The sequence below is a fragment of the Glutamicibacter sp. NPDC090743 genome, from assembly GCF_044769125.1.
GTDB lineage: Bacteria > Actinomycetota > Actinomycetes > Actinomycetales > Micrococcaceae > Glutamicibacter.
The window spans coordinates 216685-235916 of sequence record NZ_JBIVXE010000005.1; the positions used below are offsets into that span (position 1 = coordinate 216685).

At 63.0% G+C, this 19232-nt stretch carries 12 protein-coding genes; 8 read left to right on the plus strand and 4 right to left on the minus strand.

All coding sequences use genetic code 11. From position 1 onward, the window contains the following. Nucleotides 1-70: 70 nt before the first annotated feature. Nucleotides 71-3589 carry a proline dehydrogenase family protein gene (locus tag ACIQTS_RS11940; protein ID WP_402473506.1) on the minus strand — a complete coding sequence of 1173 codons (3519 nt, stop codon included), beginning with the start codon at nucleotides 3587-3589 and terminating at the stop codon, nucleotides 71-73. 233 nt (nucleotides 3590-3822) lie between these two features. Between ACIQTS_RS11940 and ACIQTS_RS11945 the strand changes: the two genes are divergently transcribed. The 5 genes from ACIQTS_RS11945 (at nucleotide 3823) to ACIQTS_RS11965 (ending at nucleotide 11088) form a co-directional block, all read left to right on the plus strand. Then, entirely contained in the window at nucleotides 3823-4785 is a 963-nt protein-coding gene (locus ACIQTS_RS11945) for a LysR family transcriptional regulator (protein ID WP_402473507.1), read from the plus strand. Nucleotides 4786-4921: 136 nt separating this feature from the next. After that, nucleotides 4922-6427: a sodium/proline symporter PutP gene (gene putP, locus ACIQTS_RS11950; RefSeq protein ID WP_402473508.1), complete on the plus strand. Its 1506-nt coding sequence runs from the start codon at nucleotides 4922-4924 to the stop codon at nucleotides 6425-6427. A 174-nt stretch (nucleotides 6428-6601) separates the two neighbouring features. Further along, a complete protein-coding gene (locus ACIQTS_RS11955; protein ID WP_402473509.1) occupies nucleotides 6602-8005 on the plus strand; it encodes an NAD-dependent epimerase/dehydratase family protein in 1404 nt (467 codons plus the stop codon). 226 nt (nucleotides 8006-8231) lie between these two features. Continuing rightward, entirely contained in the window at nucleotides 8232-9857 is a 1626-nt protein-coding gene (locus ACIQTS_RS11960) for a biotin carboxylase (RefSeq protein WP_402473510.1), read from the plus strand. After that, nucleotides 9847-11088 carry a serine hydrolase domain-containing protein gene (locus ACIQTS_RS11965; protein WP_402473511.1) on the plus strand — a complete coding sequence of 414 codons (1242 nt, stop codon included), beginning with the start codon at nucleotides 9847-9849 and terminating at the stop codon, nucleotides 11086-11088. Before ACIQTS_RS11960 ends, ACIQTS_RS11965 begins: the two co-directional genes overlap by 11 nt. A 172-nt stretch (nucleotides 11089-11260) precedes the next feature. Here the strand turns inward: ACIQTS_RS11965 and ACIQTS_RS11970 are convergent, their stop codons facing one another. Both ACIQTS_RS11970 and ACIQTS_RS11975 read right to left on the minus strand, forming a co-directional pair. Next, a complete protein-coding gene (locus ACIQTS_RS11970; protein ID WP_402473512.1) occupies nucleotides 11261-13996 on the minus strand; it encodes an aminotransferase class I/II-fold pyridoxal phosphate-dependent enzyme in 2736 nt (911 codons plus the stop codon). A gap of 245 nt (nucleotides 13997-14241) precedes the next feature. After that, a complete protein-coding gene (locus tag ACIQTS_RS11975) occupies nucleotides 14242-15195 on the minus strand; it encodes an Lrp/AsnC family transcriptional regulator (protein ID WP_400289553.1) in 954 nt (317 codons plus the stop codon). A gap of 242 nt (nucleotides 15196-15437) precedes the next feature. On the opposite strand from ACIQTS_RS11975, the gene ACIQTS_RS11980 reads away from it, so the two are divergent. From ACIQTS_RS11980 to ACIQTS_RS11990, 3 genes are read left to right on the plus strand one after another with little or no spacing between them, the layout of a single operon-like run. Continuing rightward, on the plus strand, nucleotides 15438-16184 hold the full coding sequence (locus ACIQTS_RS11980) for a DUF5058 family protein (RefSeq protein ID WP_400289551.1): 747 nt from the start codon (nucleotides 15438-15440) through the stop codon (nucleotides 16182-16184). 9 nt (nucleotides 16185-16193) lie between these two features. Next, entirely contained in the window at nucleotides 16194-16913 is a 720-nt protein-coding gene (locus ACIQTS_RS11985) for a hypothetical protein (RefSeq protein ID WP_400289550.1), read from the plus strand. Between the two features lie 11 nt (nucleotides 16914-16924). Beyond that, nucleotides 16925-18133 (plus strand): amidohydrolase, encoded by a 1209-nt coding sequence (locus ACIQTS_RS11990; protein ID WP_402473513.1) that lies wholly within the window; start codon nucleotides 16925-16927, stop codon nucleotides 18131-18133. A 277-nt stretch (nucleotides 18134-18410) separates the two neighbouring features. Here ACIQTS_RS11990 and ACIQTS_RS11995 read toward each other — a convergent pair whose 3' ends face one another. Further along, a complete protein-coding gene (locus ACIQTS_RS11995) occupies nucleotides 18411-19226 on the minus strand; it encodes a Cof-type HAD-IIB family hydrolase (RefSeq protein ID WP_402473514.1) in 816 nt (271 codons plus the stop codon). Nucleotides 19227-19232 lie beyond the last annotated feature (6 nt).

Genomic DNA, 19232 nt, shown 5'->3' on the forward strand with positions numbered 1-19232 from the left:
GCATCCGGCATAAAGCAGTGGCCAGCATCCAAATAAATGGATGCTGGCCACTGCTTTATGCGCTTGCCTGCTAGATCAGCGAATCACTGAGGTGATTCGGGGTGCCGAAGCGGTGAGCGGTGATGGATACGGCCTGCTCATGCAGGAACGGAAGCATCTCCACCCGTCCGGCAGCGGTCACCGGCGATGCGTAGATGGCCACATCCGGCTTGCCGTTGGCTGCCTCGGCGACAGCCTTCATCGAGCCGCCGATCAGGCGGATGCGGGCAGCGGACTCCGGACCGGTCTTCGCAGCCAGCTTCGCAGCACGGGCGGCGAATGCCGCAGCGTCTTCGCGCACCACGGTGACCGAGTTCTCGGCCAACAGGTTGCGCACGCCCAACGGCAGCTGCACGTCAGCGGAGAAGATCACGCGGGAACCTGCGGTGACACCGGCGGCAATGACGCGCAGCGCCTCGGCCAGGCCGTGGCCGCTGGTGGCTTCTTCGAAGCGCACGGTCACGTCAACGGCGCGGTACCGGAAGATGTTGCGTTCGGCGACCAGACCCGAGCGGTCCTTGGCCTGGTTGAACTCGTTGTTCCACCACAGCTTGTCGCTGGCCAGTGCCGAGCCCAGCCACTGTGCCTGCTCCGAATCCAGTTCTGCGGTGTTCAGCAGGCGCTGGTCGAATGCCGAGAGCGCTGCGCCCTGCTTGGCTGGGGCATCCACCCAGGAGCCCATGCCGATCAGGTAGTTCGGACCGCCGGCCTTGGTGCCTGCGCCGATGGCCGACTTCTTCCAGCCGCCAAATGGCTGGCGCTGCACGATGGCACCGGTGATGCCGCGGTTGGCGTAGATGTTGCCCGCCTGGATGTTCTCCAGCCAGTAGCCCATCTCTGCCGAATCCAGCGAATGCAGGCCCGAGGTCAGGCCGTAGTCCACCTCGTTGACGATCTCCACGGCTTCTTCCAGGGTTTGCGCGGTCATCACGCCGAGAATCGGGCCGAAGTATTCGGTCTTGTGGTATTCGCTGCCGCGGGCCACATCGTAGCGCACGCCCGGCGAGTAGAGCTTGCCCGAGTCATCGAGCTGTTTCGGCTCGATGGCCCAACGCTCGCCGGCGCCCAGGGTGGTCAGGCCGCGCTTGAGCTTTTCGCCCGGCTCGCCGATCAATGGACCCATCTGGGATTCGGGGTTCCACGGGTAGCCGACCTTCAGCGACTTCACCGCATCGATCAGCTGGTTGTTGAAGCGGCGGGATTCAGCCACCGAGCCCACCAGCACCACCAGCGAGGCTGCCGAGCATTTCTGGCCGGCGTGGCCGAAGGCCGACTGCACGACGTCGCGCGCAGCCAGATCCAGGTCGGCGTTCGGGGTGACGATGATGGCATTCTTGCCGGAGGTCTCGGCCAGCAGCGGCAGGTCCTTGCGGAAGGAGCGGAACAGTTCCGCGGTTTCGTAGCCGCCGGTGAGGATCAGGCGGTCCACGCGCTCATCGGAGACCAGCTGCTGGCCCAGGGAGCGATCGCCCACGAAGACCAGCTGCAGCACGTCCTTGGGCACGCCGGCATCCCACAGGCATTGCACCATGACAGCGCCCACGCGGGCGGCCTGGCTGGCAGGCTTGATGATCACCGAGGAACCGGCGGCCAGCGCCGAGAGGGTGGAACCGGCTGGGATCGCCATCGGGAAGTTCCATGGCGGGGTGACCACGGTCAGCTTCGACGGGACGAACTTCGCGCCATCCACGGTATCCAGTTCGCGGCCCAGTTCCGCGTAGTAGTGCGCGAAGTCGATGGCCTCGGAAATTTCCACATCGCCCTGGTCAATGGTCTTGCCGCATTCGGAGCCCAGGACCTCGAGCAAGGTGGCGCGGCGCTCCTCGAAGAGCAGGCCGGCACGGTGCAGGATCTGCGCGCGCTGGGCCGAGCCCAGCTGCTGCCAGCCGGCGGCGGCATCCACGCCCATGGCGATGGACTCGTCGAGTTCGCCGGCGCTGTTCAGGGTGTTGTTCTTGACCCGTTCCTTGCCCAGCGGCGATGCCTGCATCTTGGCCAGGATCTCGCGTCCCCAGGCACGGTTCTGGTTCAGGTCCGGGTCAGTATCCGGGGTGTTGAAGAATTCGGTGGAGCCGTCGGCGAAACCGGCCACGCGGGTGCTCAGCGCCGGATCCTGGACCTGGCGGTTCTGCACGCGATGCGGGGCAGGGACCACATTGGACATGGCTTCCAGGGATGCGAGGAAGCGGTTCTTCTCGCGTTCGAACAAGGCCTCGTTCTTGGCCAGCTCGAAGACTGCGGACATGAAGTTTTCCTGGCTGGCGCCCTCTTCGAGGCGGCGGATCAGGTAGGCGATGGCCACGTCGAATTCCTGCGGGTGCACCACCGGGGTGTAGAGCAGCAGCGAGCCGACGTCCTTGCGCACCGCTTCGGCCTGGCCGGTGGCCATGCCCAGCAGCATTTCGAATTCGATGCCGTCGGTGGCGTTGCGCGACTTGGCCAGCAGCCAAGCCAGTGCAACGTCAAAGAGGTTGTGCCCGGCGATGCCGATGCGGATGTTCTTCACGTGTTCCGGACGCAGCGCGTATTCCAGCACGGACTTGTAGCTGGTGTCGGAGTCCTGCTTGGTGTGCCAGGTGGCCAGCGGCCAGCCGTGGATGTCGGCTTCCATGGTTTCCATTGGCAAGTTGGCGCCCTTGACCACGCGGACCTTTATGGGTGCGCCGCCTTCGGCCACGCGGGCCGCGGAGAATTCCTGGAGCTGGATCATTGCACCCAGGGCATCTGGCAGGTAGGCCTGCAGCACGATGCCGGCGGGCAGGTCCTTGAATTCGGGCTTGGACAGGATCTTGGTGAAGACCGCGATGGTCAGCTCCAGGTCCTTGTACTCTTCCATGTCCAGGTTGATGAATTTCTTCTTCGGGCTGTTGGCAGCCAGCTCGTACAGCGGCTGCAGCTTGTCCACGATGTGCTCCACGGCTTCATCGAACGCCCAGTGGTTGTGCGGGGCGACGGTGGAGGAGACCTTGATCGACACGTAGTCCACGTCATCGCGTTCCAGCAGCTTGGTGGTGCCATCCAGGCGGCGGGCCGCTTCGCCTTCGCCGAGGATCGCCTCGCCGAGCAGGTTGACGTTCAGGTCCACGCCCTCGCGCTTGATCTTGGAGATCGCGCCGCCGAGCTTGGCATCCGAGGCGTCAATGATCAGGTGGCCTACCATCTCGCGCAAGACCTTGCGGGCGATGGGAACTACTACCTGCGGCACGACTGGGGCCATGGCGCCGCCTACTGCGACGGCCTTGCGCATGTACCAGGGCAGGAAGCTTGGCACCATGGGAGCCAGCGCCTTGAGGTTGGCTGCTGCGACCTTCAGGTCTTCGGGGCGGATCACGCCATCGACGAAGCCTACGGTGAAGTCCAGGCCCTTGGGGTCCTTGAGCACACCGGCCAGACGGGCAGCGGCAGCATCTACAGGGTATTCGGAAGCTTCGGTGAGCCAGCGGCGCACCAGCTTGATGACGTCGTCAGCGAGTTCGGCCGGCGAGGTGAGCGGGTTGCCGTCGGCATCTAGTGCGGCTGGCACTACGTGCTGGGTGGAGGTGAAAGACACTGGTGGTCCCTTCGATGCAATTCGTACTTGTGGTTCGGCACCGAACGCTGATGTCGTTATGGCTAATCCGGTGGTCTGCTGTTGCCAGAGAACCGCCAAGAAAAGCTGTGTGCAAGATCGAGTATGAACCTATATTGTCTTAAGCAAAAGTGAACAAAGCCGAAGATGTTCGTTCGGTTTTGCCGAAGTATTTGGACTCCGTGAGTCCCTATTAACTGAATGGCGGGAAAACCGTGCTTGAACTGAGAAGATTGCGCTTGCTTCGCGAATTGCATATCCGCGGAACCATTGCCGAGGTGGCCGACGCGCTGAGCTACTCCCCCTCCTCGGTATCGCAGCAGCTGAGCCAGTTGGAAACCGAAACCGGAGTGGAGCTGCTGCGGCGCACCGGACGCACCCTCAAGCTCACCCCGCAGGCCCAGATCCTGGTGGCCCACACCGAAGAGCTGCTCGATTCCATGGAACGTGCCGAAGCGGACCTGTCCGCGGCCATGTCCACGGTGTCCGGAACCGTCCGGCTAGCGGTTTTCCAGACGGCCATGCTCCGGCTCATGCCGCCAGTACTGCGCGAACTGCGCACCAGGCACCCCAATCTGCGGGTGGAAATGAGCCAGCAGGAACCGGCGGACGCGTTGAATGAAACCAGCAGCCGAAGTTTCGATTTGGTGGTCGCGGAGCAGTACTCGGGACATTCCGCGCCGCACTACGACAACCTCGATCGGCGTGTTCTGACTCACGATCCGATCCGCCTGGCCTTGCCGGCACGAGGCGCGGCCGGAAATGCAGAATTCGACCGGGTGCACACCTTGGAGCATGCCAACTCCCTGCCCTGGGTGGTGGAACCGGCGGGTGCCGCCAGCCGGCACTGGGCCCTGCAGGCTTGCCGGCTTGCAGGGTTCGAGCCGGACCTGCGCTACGAAACCGCTGATTTGCAGGCTCACGTGCAGTTAGTCGCTTCGGGCAACGCCGTGGCGATGCTCCCAGAGCTGGTCCTGCGCGACCAGCGCAGCAGCCTGCGCACGGTGGATCTTCCCGGCACTCCGGAGCGCACCATCTTCACCGCCATGCGGCATTCCTCCACCCAGTCCCCGGCCATCCGCGCGGTGCGCAAATCGCTGCACGCGCAGCCCGGAATGAGTGATGCAAGCAACTCCGCGATTTTGGCTACCCCTGCAGACTTCGATACGGTCGACTAGATAACAGAATGATCACAGACCAAATGGCACCCGGCGACAAACCGGAGAATTAGTGCCATAGTGGTGACTCGCACCACAGAAATCCGCGCCTATGGCGGCTGAGAAAAGCCCCAGGCACAAACGGTAATGAGGAAAAATGTCCGACCAGACTTTCCAGATGATTGCGATCGCAATTTACATGGCCGCCATGCTTGGCATCGGCTATATTGCATATCGCCGCACCAACAACATTGACGATTACATGCTGGCCGACCGCGGCCTGAAGCCGTGGGTCGCAGCCCTTTCCGCAGGCGCATCCGACATGTCCGGCTGGCTGCTCATGGGCCTGCCCGGCGCCATCTACCTCGGTGGCTTGCACGAAGCATGGATCGGCATCGGTCTGCTCATCGGCGCGTGGCTGAACTGGAAGTTCGTCGCCCCGCGGCTGCGTTCCTACACCGCGATCTCGCAGAACGCCATCACCATCCCGAGCTTCTTCGAAAAGCGCCTGAAGGACAACAGCCACCTGCTGCGCATCGGCGCATCGGTGATCATCCTGGTGTTCTTCACCTTCTACGTATCCTCGGGAATGGTGGCTGCAGGCAAGTTCTTCGAGGCTTCCTTCGGCTGGCAGTACCTTGCGGGCATGTTCTTCGTGGCAGGAATCACCTTGCTCTACACCCTGTTCGGCGGCTTCCTCGGAGCATCCTTGACCGATATGGTCCAGGGCGTGCTGATGTTCGCCGCACTGATTGCCGTGCCAATTGTGGCAGTCATCCAGATCGGCAGCATCGGGGACATCACCTCGAAGGTCACCGAAGTCAATCCCGAAGCGTTCAACCTGTTCTCCTCCTTCAGCGACAACAGCGCGATCCTGGCCGCCGTGGCCATCTTCTCCACCGCAGCGTGGGGCCTGGGCTACTTCGGCCAGCCGCACATCATCGTGCGCTTCATGGCGCTGCGCACCCCGGGCGAAGCGAAGACCGCACGGCGCATCGGCATCGGCTGGATGTTCCTGACCACCCTGGGCGCCGTCGCCACCGCTTTGATCGGCGTCGCGTACTTCGCCGATCAGCCACTGGACAAGGCCAGCAGCGAAACTGTCTTCCTGCTGCTGAGCCAGATCTTCTTCCACCCGCTGATCGCCGGCCTGGTGCTCGCCGCTGTGCTGGCGGCCATCATGTCCACCATGTCCTCGCAGCTGATCGTCTGCTCCTCGGCACTGGTGGAGGACCTCTACAACATCACCGGCCGCAAGGCTTCGCCCAAGGCCCTGGTCATGCTGGGCCGCTCCGGCGTGCTGCTGGTGGCCGTAATCGCGGCCCTGCTGGCGCTGGACCCTGGCTCGTCCATTCTCAAGCTGGTCTCCTTCGCGTGGGCGGGCTTCGGCGCCGCCTTCGGCCCGGTCGTCCTGCTGGCCCTGTACTGGCGCAAGCTGACCGCCGTAGGCGGTTTCGCCGGCATGGTCACTGGCGCCGTCGTGGTGTTCATCTGGGGCAACGTCAAGCCGCTGTCCGCGGCCATGTACGAGATCGTCCCGGGCTTCATCGCCGCACTGGTTGTCGCATGGCTGGTTTCCCGGGCAACCTACCGCCCGAACCCGACCATCGATGCCGAGTTCACCGAAATGGAACAGGAAGTCGGCGCGAAGGTTACCGCCTAGCCAACGCACCGATGCAAAGCTCCCTTGGTCCGCATGGACCAAGGGAGCTTTTCCCGTTCCCGGACTCTGGTGTAACAGTTCAGGCAGGCTTCGATGTCTATCCTGCCGAAGTGCACCGGGCACAGTAGCCTAGAGCTATGCCCGAGAAACCGAGCTGGAAGGAACTATTCCAAGATGAGCACCACGAGTAAATTCACGCACTGGCAGCGCACCGAGTCGCAGTTCCTGGCCGCTGGCCCGCAGGCCGTCTACTCGATCGTGGGCAACCTGTCGCAGACCGGCCAGTGGATGAAGAGCTTCGACGGCTTCGTCGTGCATGACGACCAGCGCGGCGTGGGCACCAAGGTGGACCTGCTGCCGCCGGGCAAATTCTTCGGCCCGTTGCACCGCAGCACCGCGCCTTCGGGCTCCATCACCCGGCGCAACCAGGACACCCTCATGGTGGAGTTCACCCAGCCGCAGCCGGCCGGTGAAATGGTCTTGCGCTGGCAGGTAGAGCCCCATGAGCACGGATCCGTGCTGCACTTCACCGCTGAGCTCAACGGCCCGGGCACCACCGCTTTCAAATTCACCGTGGCCAACGCCCTGTGCAAGGACTTCGCCATCGCGGCGGCCCGCCTGTACCGGATCATCGCCCCGGGTGCGCACCGCAAACGCGATGCCCATGTGGTGATCTCCGGCGGTCGCGGATTCCTTGGCCGCAACCTCGTCGCCGATCTGGTCTGCCGCGGCATTTCCGTATTGGTGCTGACCCGCAACCCGGAAAATGATTTCCCTGCCGAGCAGTACAGCTGGGATGGCGTGCACCAGGGGCCCTGGGCCCGTGCGCTGTCCAGCAAGAACCCGGTGCACCTGGTCAATCTGGCCGGCGAGCGCGTCGATAAGCGCAACACCCCGGAGAACATCGCAGCGCTCACCGACTCGCGCGTGGCCTCCACTAAGACCCTGGCCGAAGCCGCAGCCTCGGCGCCCCAGCTGGCCACCTGGATCCAGGCCAGCACCACCGCCATCTTCGGTGACGCCGGCGAGGAAGAGCTGACCGAGTCCAGCCCCGTGCCCAGCGACCAGCGCGCCCTGCCGGAAATGACCGGGGTCGCTTCGGCATGGGAGCAGGCCTTCGCCGAAGCTGCGGTCAACGCCGAGCAGCGCTATCTCTTGCGCACCTCGCTGGTGATGCACCCCGATGCTCCCCTGCTTGGCCCGCTGAACCTGCTGGTGAATACCGGCATGGGCGGTCCGCTGGGGGACGGCAAGCAATGGTTCAGCTGGATTGGGCTGGAAGACTGGCTGCGCTTGATCCGTTGCCTGCTCGGCTTCGAAGAGCCCTCCATCCCTGCCGGTCTGGTTCATGCCGCCAGCCCGAAGCCGCTGCGCAATGCCGAGGTCATGGCCGCCTTGCGATCCATCGCGGGGTTGCCTGGCCTGCCCACCGGGTCGGTGCTGCCCAAGATCGGCGCCGCGGTCATGGGATCCAATGCCCGGGTCGCGTTGACCGGCCGCAAGGTCACCAGCGAAGTCTTGCAGCAGGCCGGATTCGAATTCCAGCAGCTGGATTTCGCATCGACGGTGTCTGGCTAGCAGCCGCCAGTTACCGCAATAAGGAGTAACCTTTACCTAGCTTTGAGCGCGAACCTGCCGTTGCATCCCAAGTCACAGGCCGCATCGGCGGGGGCGGGCTCAATGTTCACCACGCGTTAAGCAGAACGTGTGCCGGTGCTTACGATGAGCGCTGAGCATGAAACTGTCACGCATTGTGCCGTGCAACCGCCCTTCTTCGGACAGTTTCAAAGGACATCTCCACATCATGGCCAACATTCTTGAAGCCCACGCCCCGGCTTCTCGCCACCGCATGCCCAAACCCAGCGATCTGGACAAGCTGCGCCACAAGGCGCGCGTTGTTACCGATCAGCTCAGCGCCAACGTCGCCGTCGACGCGGCCTACAACGAGTCCGAACCCGAGAATCTCCCGGCCAAGGTCCTGCGCATGGACCGCAAGCTGAAGAACATGAGCGAAGTTCGCCATTTCTTCCGCACCAATACCACTCCGATCTTCTTCCTCGGCGCCACCCCGGTCAATCTGCTGGGCCTTGACCGATGGGTCCGCAAATTCAGCTACATCACCTACTACGACGGCTGGGACGGCCACCACCCGCGGGTCTTCACCCCCGCCGAGAAGCCCTATGTCGATTTCCAGAGCGCCGAAGAGATCAACAACTGGCTGCTGGAGAACTCCGAGGTCCGCGAATACATCGATTCCCAGTGCACCCCGGGCGGTCCCCGGCCGAAGATCGCGATGGTCTTCTTCGACGAGGAAACCGAATCAATCTGCGAGGAACTGGGCTACGACCTGATCCTGCCCTCGGCCGCCTTGCGCACCGAACTGGACTCGAAGATCGTTACCACCAAGCTGGGCAATGCCGCCGGCGCACCATCGGTGCCCAACGTGCTGGGCACCGCCGATAACTACGACGAGCTCATGGAACTGGCCGGGGAAGCCGGCCTGGGCAAGGACCTGGTGGTCCAGACCCCCTACGGGGATTCGGGCAAGACGACCTTCTTCATCGACTCGAAGGCGCAGTTCAAGGCGCATGCCAAGAACATCATCGGCGAACAGCTCAAGATCATGAAGCGCATCAACAACCAGCCGGTAGCCGTTGAGGCAGTGCTGACCGAATGCGGCACGGTGGTGGGGCCGATCCTGACCGAACTGGCCGGCTACAAGGAACTGACTCCGTACAAGGGCGGCTGGTGCGGCAATGAGATGCACCCGGATGTGGTCACCGACTCGCAGCGTTCGCGCGCCATCGATCTGGTCCGCAAGGTGGGCAACGGTCTGAAGGACACCGGCTACCGCGGCTTCTTCGAGGTGGACGTGCTGGTGGACACCGACACCGACGAGGTGTACCTGGGCGAACTGAACCCGCGCATCTCCGGGGCCAGCGCCATCACCAACGTCACCGCCGGAGCCTATGCCGACGTGCCGCTGTTCCTCTTCCACCTGCTTGAATTCCTTGATGTGGAATTCGAGCTGGACGTTGACGAGATCAATGCTCGCTGGGAAGAGATGAGCGGGGCTGATGTCTGGAGCCACATGATCATCAAGGAAACCGATGACATCCTGCAGTACATCACCCATGCCCCACGCACCGGAAACTATTACCTCGACTCGCGCGGCAAGCTGCAATTTTCCCGTTCCGCATTGGACTGGCACCAGCTGCAGACCCACAAGGAAGCATTCTTCCTGCGCATCTACGGCGTAGAGGATTACCGATGGAAGGGAGCCGATCTTGGGGTCCTGGTCACCAAGGCCAAGCTGCAGTACGAAGGCAAGAAGAAAACCAAGCTCAGCATCGATGCCAAGCACTTCATCTCCTGCATCCGATCCCAATACAAGGGAATTGACGTTCCGCCATCAGAGCATGGCAACTGAAGCGACTGATGCCGCCGGGCACATGGCGGCCAACTTGGCAGGTCCTCCCAGCAAGGCGCTGAACATCGCCACCTGGCAGTACCCGCAGAATATCAAGCGCTCATTCCAGAACATCGCCAGGATCCATCCCACCGTGAAGGTTTCGCGCGGCGATGGCCCGATCGTCAGGCTGCACCTGGCCGAGGAGAAGCTGGGCAAACTAGAAGTGGCCAAGGCGAGCATTACCGACCCGGCGCTGACCGTGCGCGGGGTAATGCACGCGACCAATACCGACGCCGTGCTGGTCATGCACAATGGACGGATCCTCTGGGAGAAGTACTACAACACCATGACGTCGCTGACCGATCATCTGCTGATGTCGGTCAGCAAGACCCTGGTGGGTTCCCTGGCCGGGGCGCTGGTGGACGCCGGAATGCTTGATGCCGAGCAGGCGGTAGCCACCTACGTGCCGGTGTTGGAACGCAGCGGCTATGCCGGCGCCCGGGTGCGCGACCTGCTGGATATGCGCTCCGGGATCAAATTCTCCGAAGAGTATCTGGATCCCAATGCCGAGGTGCGCCAGCTGGAGGAGGCCATCGGCTGGGCCCCGTCGCGTGGCGGCATCGGGCCTATCGGGATGTACGAGTTCTTGCTGACCCTGCAGGCCAAGGGACCGCACGGCGGGGTCTTCGAATACCGTTCCTGCGAGACCGACGCCCTGGGCTGGGTGCTGGAAGCCGCCGGCGGCGCCCCGCTGCAGGAACTGCTTTCGGATTATGTCTGGTCCAAGCTCGGTGCCCAGCAGGATCTGGTGATGGGCGTTGACCAATTCGGCACCGGAATGTTCGACGGCGGATTCAACGCCTGCCTGCGCGATTTGGCGCGTTTCGGCCATCTCTATATCAATGGCGGGCGTGCGCTGACCGGCAAGCAGGTTCTCTCCGAGGCATGGATCGCCGACACCTTCGCCACCGATCCCGCGCTGGTCCAGGCGTTCGCCCAGTCCCCGGGCGACAACATGATGCCCGGCGGGCACTACCGGAACCAGATCTGGTTCCCGAACCCTGCCACCGGGGCCGCGGTGGCCCTGGGCATCCATGGCCAGATGATCTATATGGATCCGGCGACCAAGCTGGTCGCGGTCAAGCTTTCCAGCTGGCCGCTGCCGCAGGATGCTTCCAAGCTGTTCCCGACCATTCGTGCGTTCGAGGCGATCTCGGCGCATCTGGCCGGACGGAAAATACAGCCTTAGGGCTGCTTACGATTCAGGCCCTGATTTGCGCATTCGGTGCGCGAATCAGGGCCTTTCGGGTCGTGACGGCAACTGTTCTTGCGTGCAGCGTTCTTCGCCGCGGAAGCCGGAACCCACCCGGGGATGCCGGGTGGGTTCGCAAGCTGCGTTCAAGGCAAGCCGCTCAACCCGTTCAGGGCTGCTGCGCCGCGATCTGTTCCAGGGCTTCGCAGGTGAACACCTGGTAGCCCAGATCCTGGTGGTAACCGTGGATTTCGCGGGTGTCCAATCGGTCCATGTAATCCAGAATGCACAGGGTAATGACCTGGCCGGGGACCAGCACCGGGAATCCCGGCGGGTACGGGGTGACGAATACCGCCGACACCACGCGTTCTCCGTTCACCAGCTGGGTGCGGATCTGCGCGGAGGACAGGAAATGCGTCGCCGGGTCCTGGTAGGTCAGGTAGTAGGCCGAGCGCATGTCCCCGCTTCCACCGCCTCCTGCGAATTCAGGAGCGAAGGCACTGAAGTCCGGCAACGGAATCTGTTCGGCCGCAGGCTTCTTGCCCAGCGCCAGCACTCTCCCATCCAGGCGGCGTTTGCGGTCCAGTTCCTCCGCGATCTTCACCAGCACCTCGATCAGGTGCGCCACGGCCGAACGGGTGGTGCCGATATTGGTCATCAGCAGCACCGAGGTGCGGCTGGTCTTGTTGACCTGGATCGAATGCCCATCCATCAGGTACTCGTGCTTGAATGTGTCCCCGTCCACGCCCGTGCGGCTGATGTCTAAGGTCAGGCGTGAGGGGTCCACCACGAACTCGTCTTCTGCCCAGGCTTCGTCCCAGGCTGCCAGGCCGTCGCGCACCGGGTTCTGCGTGGTGGACCGGCGGTACTTCTGCGGGATTAGGTCCGTCGAGTGCAGGATCTTGAAATACTTGCCCAGCAGCTCGTTGCGCGCCATGGCCCGCGAAATCGACTGCGCCAAATCGACCTGGCGCTGCACCAGCGCGTAGCCTTCCAGCTCGGCCTGGCGGCGGCCGATATCCAGCGAAGCGAGGATCTGGTAGTTCGGCGAGGTGGAGGTGTGGGTCATGTAGGCCTCGCGGAAGGCGTTGAGGTTGCGCACCGCGAAGTCCTGGTCGTAGATGTGGATCATCGAGCCCTGGCGCAACGAGGTCAGGGTCTTATGCGTGGACTGGGTGGAGTACACCCGCAAGCGGACCTGCTCCGGATCCGGAATCAACCGGGTGTCCAGCCAGGCCTGGTCATTCTCCGGGTGCTCCACGGTGCCCGGTGATGGAAGGGCCGCACGCTGCGCGGCGTAGCGCTGGTGGTAATCCGCGGTCTGCAGCTGCTTTTCGAGCACGGCCGCCACGGTCATGGCGGTGCGCTGGCGGTACACCGGGTGGAATCCTGCGAAGGCGAACCAGGCCTCGTCCCAGAGGAACACCAAATCCGGCTTGATGGCCAGGCATTCTTCCATCACCCGGCGCGGGTCGTAGATGATCCCGTCGAAGGTGCAGTTGGTCAAGGTCAGCATCTTGACCTTGTGCAGCAGGCCCTCGCGGCGCAGTTGCAGCAGCCGTCCCTTGATCTCCTCCAGCGGCACCGCCCCGTACATCGAATGCTCGTTGAGCGGGTAGGCCTCCAGGTAGCTGACGTTCGCCCCGGCGAGTACCAGCGAGTAGTGGTGGGACTTGTGGCAGTTGCGGTCCACCAGCACGATGTCCCCCGGAGCGAGAATCGACTGGTGCACGATCTTGTTGGCGGTCGACGTGCCATTGGTGACGAAGTAGGTGCGGTGGCTGCCAAAAGCCCGGGCCGCCAGCTCGTGGGCCTTCTTGATGGAACTTTGCGGGTCCAGGAGGGAATCGAGCCCGCCGGAGGTGGCCGAGGTTTCGGCCAGCAGCAGGTTCTTGCCATAGAAGTCCACCAGGTCCCTGGCCCATGGGGAGTTCTGCACCGAACCTGCCCGGGAGATCGGCATGGCGTGGAAGACCCCGCCAGGCCGCTTGGCGTACTTCTGCAGCGCGTTGAAGAACGGGGTCTGGTAGCGTTCGAGCACTTCCGAGACAATCGACAGGTGCAGATCCATCCGGTCATTGCGCGAGAAGATCCGGCGGAAACGCCCGGTGATCTCGTGGGCAATCGATTCCAGGGCGACCCCGGCGATCAGGTACACCGGGACTTCGGGGCGCAGTTGATCGAGGATGTTTTCCAGATCCAGCAGGCCCTGGATCTGCCTAGTGGATTGGAAATAGCCTTCCATCCGCCGGGCAATGAAATTCTTGAGCGTCGAGGAAAGCCGGCGGCGCGTGCGCACATCAAAGCGTGCGGTGAGCACGACGGACTGGATGCCGGGATTGATCAGGATCGCGGCCAAGGCATCTTCCACGCTGGGCACCACCACGAAGTTGTAGTGGAACGGATCGGTGCGCTGGCGCTGTTCGGCGATTTCTTCCTTGAAAAGCTCAATCTCCTCCACCGGGCCATTATCCACCAGCAGGATTTCCACCATCGGTGCCTGCACCCTGGCGTTGCCAGGTGCACCGTTACCCAGCTGGGATGGATCCTGTTCCGCCTCGTCATGGCCTTCAAGGTCAATGTACTGGGTCAGCGTCCTGAAGGTCTGGTTCGCTTGGTAGACCAGCTTCATGGCATCTTCGTACTGCCCGCCGGACATGAGCCGGGAAACCTCGTTGAAATATTCGATGCCGGGATTCGCCCAGTACGGTTCTATGGCTGCCAGCAGCCCCAGCAACCGGCCGGCCTCCAGTTCGTGCTCCGTGCGGCGGTCTTCCTCCTGGTATTCAGAAGAGATCTCGCTGAGCACATAGCCCAAGTGCTCCCACGCGTCCTTGCGTTTGCGCCACGCGCTTTCAGGCGTAGCCGTTCCCTGGTTCGTCCCGTAGGTCAACCTCTTGCTCACGGTTGCCGGTATTCCTTTCACCCCTGCAGCGTTAACTGGTTGTTAACAGCGCGAGCGAAGCCATGCCGCCCGGTATCGTGAGACTATGCCACTTCCGAAGCGGTTCCGAACCGTTGAGACGATATTACGCATTATTATCGCCTTTCGGGGAAGTGTTCACCTTGCGTTTACCGCCGCTGGCCCCCTTCGGCTGCGGGAGCGAAAAACCGGTGAATTGTTGCTGAACACCTTATCCGCCGGCCTGTTCAGGCGCCGGCCAGCTGACCGCCGCGTTTGCGGGCACCGAGCACCATCGAGGTGCGCAGCTGGACCATTTCGCCCCATTTCGTCTTGGCAATGAATTCGTAGAGATCCCGCTGGGTTGGCACCGTGACGTCCACGAGCAATTGGGCATCGCCAGCCACCGCGGCAACATACCTCACCTGCGGCAGGCTGGTGAGCAGGGTCCCCAACGCATCCACATGGGCCGGGGAGACCTGGACCCAGAGCAGCGCTTCGACCTTGAATCCCATCAGCGCGGGATCAACCAGCGCACGAATGGAGATGTGCTCGCCGCGCAGCAACCAATCCAGCCGGCGGGAGACCGAGGTTTCGCTCAGGCGCACTTGGCGCGAGATAGTTTCGATGCTTGCCCTGCCGTCCTTGCGCAGCACGTCGATGATGAGGTGATCGCTGTCCCCCAGCTCTCCGACGGGGTTCCACGTGGTCAGTTCCCCTCCGGTGCTGGGGGCCAAAGCCGTTTCCTGCGCATTGCTCAGTGCCCCGCCGCGCCATGCGCGAATGGTCTTGAAGTATTTCAGGATCGGGTAGATCTGGATATTGCTCAGGCCCGGGGTGGCCGGAAGCTGCAACGTCAGGATGTCCTGCAACCCGCCGTCGTAGTGCAGTTCGCTGACGACGTCGCTTTCACCGGTGACCATATAGGTGAAGCTGGTGTCGGTTCGCGCGGACAGCGCTTGGCTGGCTACCGGGATCGTTCCGGGCGCGCAGCTCACCGAGGCAATCACGGCGCCGGCGCGATGGGCAATAGCCGCGATCTTCACCTTCCCCTGCTCGAGCAGGGCTGAACCGTAGCGGGCAACGGTACGTTCCGGTTCGCCAATCACCCGGGCGATCTTGCGCCAAGTCGCGCGGCCGTCGACCTGCAAGGCGACGATGATTTGCCGTTCCAGGTCGCTGAGGATGCTTAAATCGGACATGATTCCTGCTTTCAGGCCACAACCGCCGCATGGCGCCGGTACCACTGCAATTCATATGGAAAAAGTTCAGATTATTTCGTCTAAATTCCCAAGTTCCACTCGTGCAATTGGGGTGTTTTGGAGGATTTGGCCAGATTTATGGCTAATCAATTCATATCTTGCCAGAAACATTCTAATCCCGGATCGTTGGTACTCGATAGAGATCCAGCTCACATCCACTGTTTCCAACCCAAGGAGCACTCATGAATCCGCAACTCGTCATGGCAGCAGGTGATCCCGGATCAACCGACATCTGGGCTCTGGCCAACTCGCCGGTCCTCTGGCTTTGCGCGCTGGGTGTCTTCGCTGTCATCTTCGTGCAGTGCATCTTGTATTCGCGGGCGGCGAAGAAGGCAGCTCCGCATGTGGACATGCCGCTCAACGAAGTCAAGGAATCCTTCCGTGCCGGCATGGTCGCGTCCATCGGCCCGTCCCTGGCGGTGGTCCTGGTAGCTATCGCACTGCTGGCCCTTTTCGGCACACCCGCGGTCCTGGTACGCATCGGCCTGATCGGCTCCGCCGCGGCTGAAACCGGTTCTGCGAGTATCGCGGCCAGCACCATGGGTGCGTCCCTCGGTGGCGGCAGCTACACCCAGCAGGTCTTCGGAGTCGCCTTCTTGGCCATGAGCCTGTCCGGCGCCATGTGGATGATCTGCACGCTGATCATGACCCCGCTGCTGAAAAAGGGCGGCGCGTCCATGTCCAAGCGCAACCCGGCAATCATGGCGCTGATCCCCACCGCGGCCCTGCTCGGCGCGTTCTCCGCACTGACCATTGCCGAACTGCCGAAATCCAGCATCCACGCAATTCTGGTGGGAATCTCCGCAGCCTGCATGGGCTTGTGCCTGTACCTGGCCAAGGTGCTGAACATCAAATGGCTCAAGGAATGGGCCTTGGGCATTTCCATCGTCGTTTCCATCGTCGCGGCCTACTTCCTGCACACCGCCTAAGGACCAATCATGACTACGACACCCCAATTGACCGGCGCCGACGCATCAATGGCGCGATTCGAGAAGCAGACGTCGCGCTACGGCTCGATCACCATGCTCATCGGACTGGTGCTCTCGCTGATCGGCCCGATCTACATCGCCTTCTTCAGCGGCCTGCAGATCACCCCGTCCATGATTTGGGTCGCCTTCCTCGCCGTGGGTGCAACCTTCGGCGTGCTGTGGATCGTCGAACCGCTGACCTACTTCCCCATCCTCGGTTCGGCAGCCATGTACCAGGCGTTCATGATCGGCAACATCTCCAATAAGCTGCTTCCGGCGGCGATCGTGGCCCAGTCCACCATTGGCGCCAAGCCCGGATCCAAGCGCGGCGACCTGGCCGCGGTCATGGCCATCTGCGGTGCAGCAACCGTCCACCTGACCAGCTTGCTGCTGTTCGTCGGCCTGCTGGGCACCTGGCTGGTTTCCTTGATCCCCCTCGAAGTCATCGAGGTGGCCCGCCTGTACATCCTGCCTTCGCTGATGGGTGCCGTACTGGTCCAGAGCATCGTGGCAATGAAGTCGCTGCGCCCCACCATCATCGCTTTGGCGTTGGCCCTGGCCATGAACTTCGTGGTCGTTCCGGCGGCACCAGCGGTGGGCATGTTCGCCACCGCCATCGTGGTCATCAGCTCCATCGTCTTCTCCTGGGTCCTGCGCGACCGCAAGAAAATCTACACCGCAGAAAGCTAGAGGATCATTCCATGCTGAACACCTTCGGGCTCACCGAAACCGAAACCCAAACCCTGCACGAGGACTACCTGCACCTGCACCGCACCCCGGAGCTGTCCATGCAGGAGCACAACACCGCAGCGTTCATCGAGTCCAGGCTCGAAGACCTGGGCATCGAGCACTTCCGCTGCGGCGGCACCGGTGTGGTGGGCATCCTGCGCAACGGCGAGGGGCCAGTGGTGGCCTTCCGCGCCGACAGCGACGGATTGCCCATCGCCGAGGACACCAAGGTGGACTACGCCTCCACCGCCAGGGGCTTGCTGGCTGATGGCACCGATGTGCCGGTGATGCACGGCTGCGGCCATGACACCCACGTGGCCAGCGCCCTGGGCGCGGCCCGCGTGCTGGCCCGCAGCACCGGCCAGTGGGCCGGCACCGTGGTGTTCATCTTCCAGCCCGGCGAGGAAACCAGCGCCGGAGCCGCCGCCATGCTCGCCGATGGCCTGTGGGAGCGGGCTCCGCGGCCATCAGCAGTCCTCGGCCAGCATGTCTTCCCCTTCCCCACCGGAATCATCCACATCACCCCGGAATCGGCGATGGCGATGGCCAACTCGCTGGAGGTTACCCTCTACGGCAAGCAGGCCCATGGTTCCCAGCCGCAGGATTCCATCGACCCGATTGTCCTGGGAGCCAATATCATCACCCGGCTGCAGACCATCACCTCGCGCGAAGTGCATCCGCTGGATTCCGCCGTGGTCACCTGCGGCTCGTTCCATGCGGGCCTGAAGGAAAACATCATCCCGGACACTGCGGTGCTCACGCTGAACATCCGCACGCTCACCGAACCGGTCCGCGAGAAGGTGCTGGATGCGGTCACCCGCATCATCGATGCCGAGGCGCAGGCCTCGGGAGCTCCGCAGCCGAAGATCGAGCAGCTCTACACCTTCCCTCGGCTGTACAACGACCCGGAGCAGACCGGCAACGTCGTGGGCGCACTGCGCGGGGAATTCGGGCAGGAGCAGGTCCGCCTAGTGCCGCCGCTCATGGGGTCCGAGGACTTCGGCTCCCTGGGCGATGCCATCGGCGTGCCGAACGTGTTCTGGATGTTCGGCGGTGCCGACCCGCAGGATCCAGCACCGGCTGGCAACCACTCCCCGTTCTTCCTGCCCGAATACCGTGGCGCATTGGATTCGGGGGTACGGGCAGCCCTGGCGGGAATCCGCCACTACCTGGGCAACTAGCCAACGCGAAAAGCCGGGGTCCAGGTGAACGAAAAACCTCCACCCGGACCCCGGCCCGTGCAGTTCCGCCCGAACGCTAGCCCTTGGGCTTGCGATCGAAAACCCCGCAACCGATCAACGCGATAAGCACCAGGACTGCGCCCATGATGGCTGTTGGCGATTCCATGGCTCGTTCCCCTTTTGCCCAATAGCACCCAGCGGGTTCACTCGATGCCCCGAGCCTAGCGGGAATCGGCCGCCGCCGGCATCCGCCCCAAGAGGTATCTTGACCGTGGCTTCAGAGCCGGGTACGCCCATCGAGGTAGGCGCCGAGCACCTGCAGCACACCGTGCTCGAGGTTGGAAGGCGCGGTGAAGTTCGCGGCTTCTGCCACCACCGGATGCGCATTGGCCATGGCGAAGGAGTAGGTGGCGGCCTTGATCATTTCCAGGTCATTGGGGTAGTCGCCGAAAACTGCCGTTTCATCCGCGCTGATTCCCAGCTTGTCCTGCAACGCTGCCAGGGCCAGTCCCTTGTGCACGCCGTGGTTCATGGCATCCACCCAGTGGCTGCCGGAGATCACCACCTGCAGCGGCACCTGCAGCGCTGCCGCCATTGCCTGCACGGCGCCGGTGCCGACGTTGACGGCCATCTTGATGATCTCGTCCTCGACCTGGGCCAGGTCGTCAACCACCTGCACGGCGCGGTAGTACGGGGCCACGGCGCTGGCGAACCGTTCATCGGCGCGCTCCACATAGGCGGTGCGGCGTCCGCACAGCACCAATCCGGCGTCCAGCGCGGCTTGCCCGCGCACGGCCTGGATCACGGCGGCTACCGATGGCGGATCGATGATGTTGGAGTAGATCTCATTCTCGCCGTGCATCACGACGGTCCCGTTCTCGGCAATGATCGCGATCTCCCCCAAGGGGGCGAACTGCTCGCGCAGGGTCGCGAACTGGCGCCCGGAAGCCGGCACGAACTTGATGCCGCGGGCCTGGAGCTTGTCGATCACAGCCCACGAGGCCTCGGGGATCTTGCCTTCGCCGTCCAGGAAAGTGCCGTCCATGTCAACGGCGACGAGCTTGATCTGGGCCTTCGGGTCAATCGTATGCATAGGTTC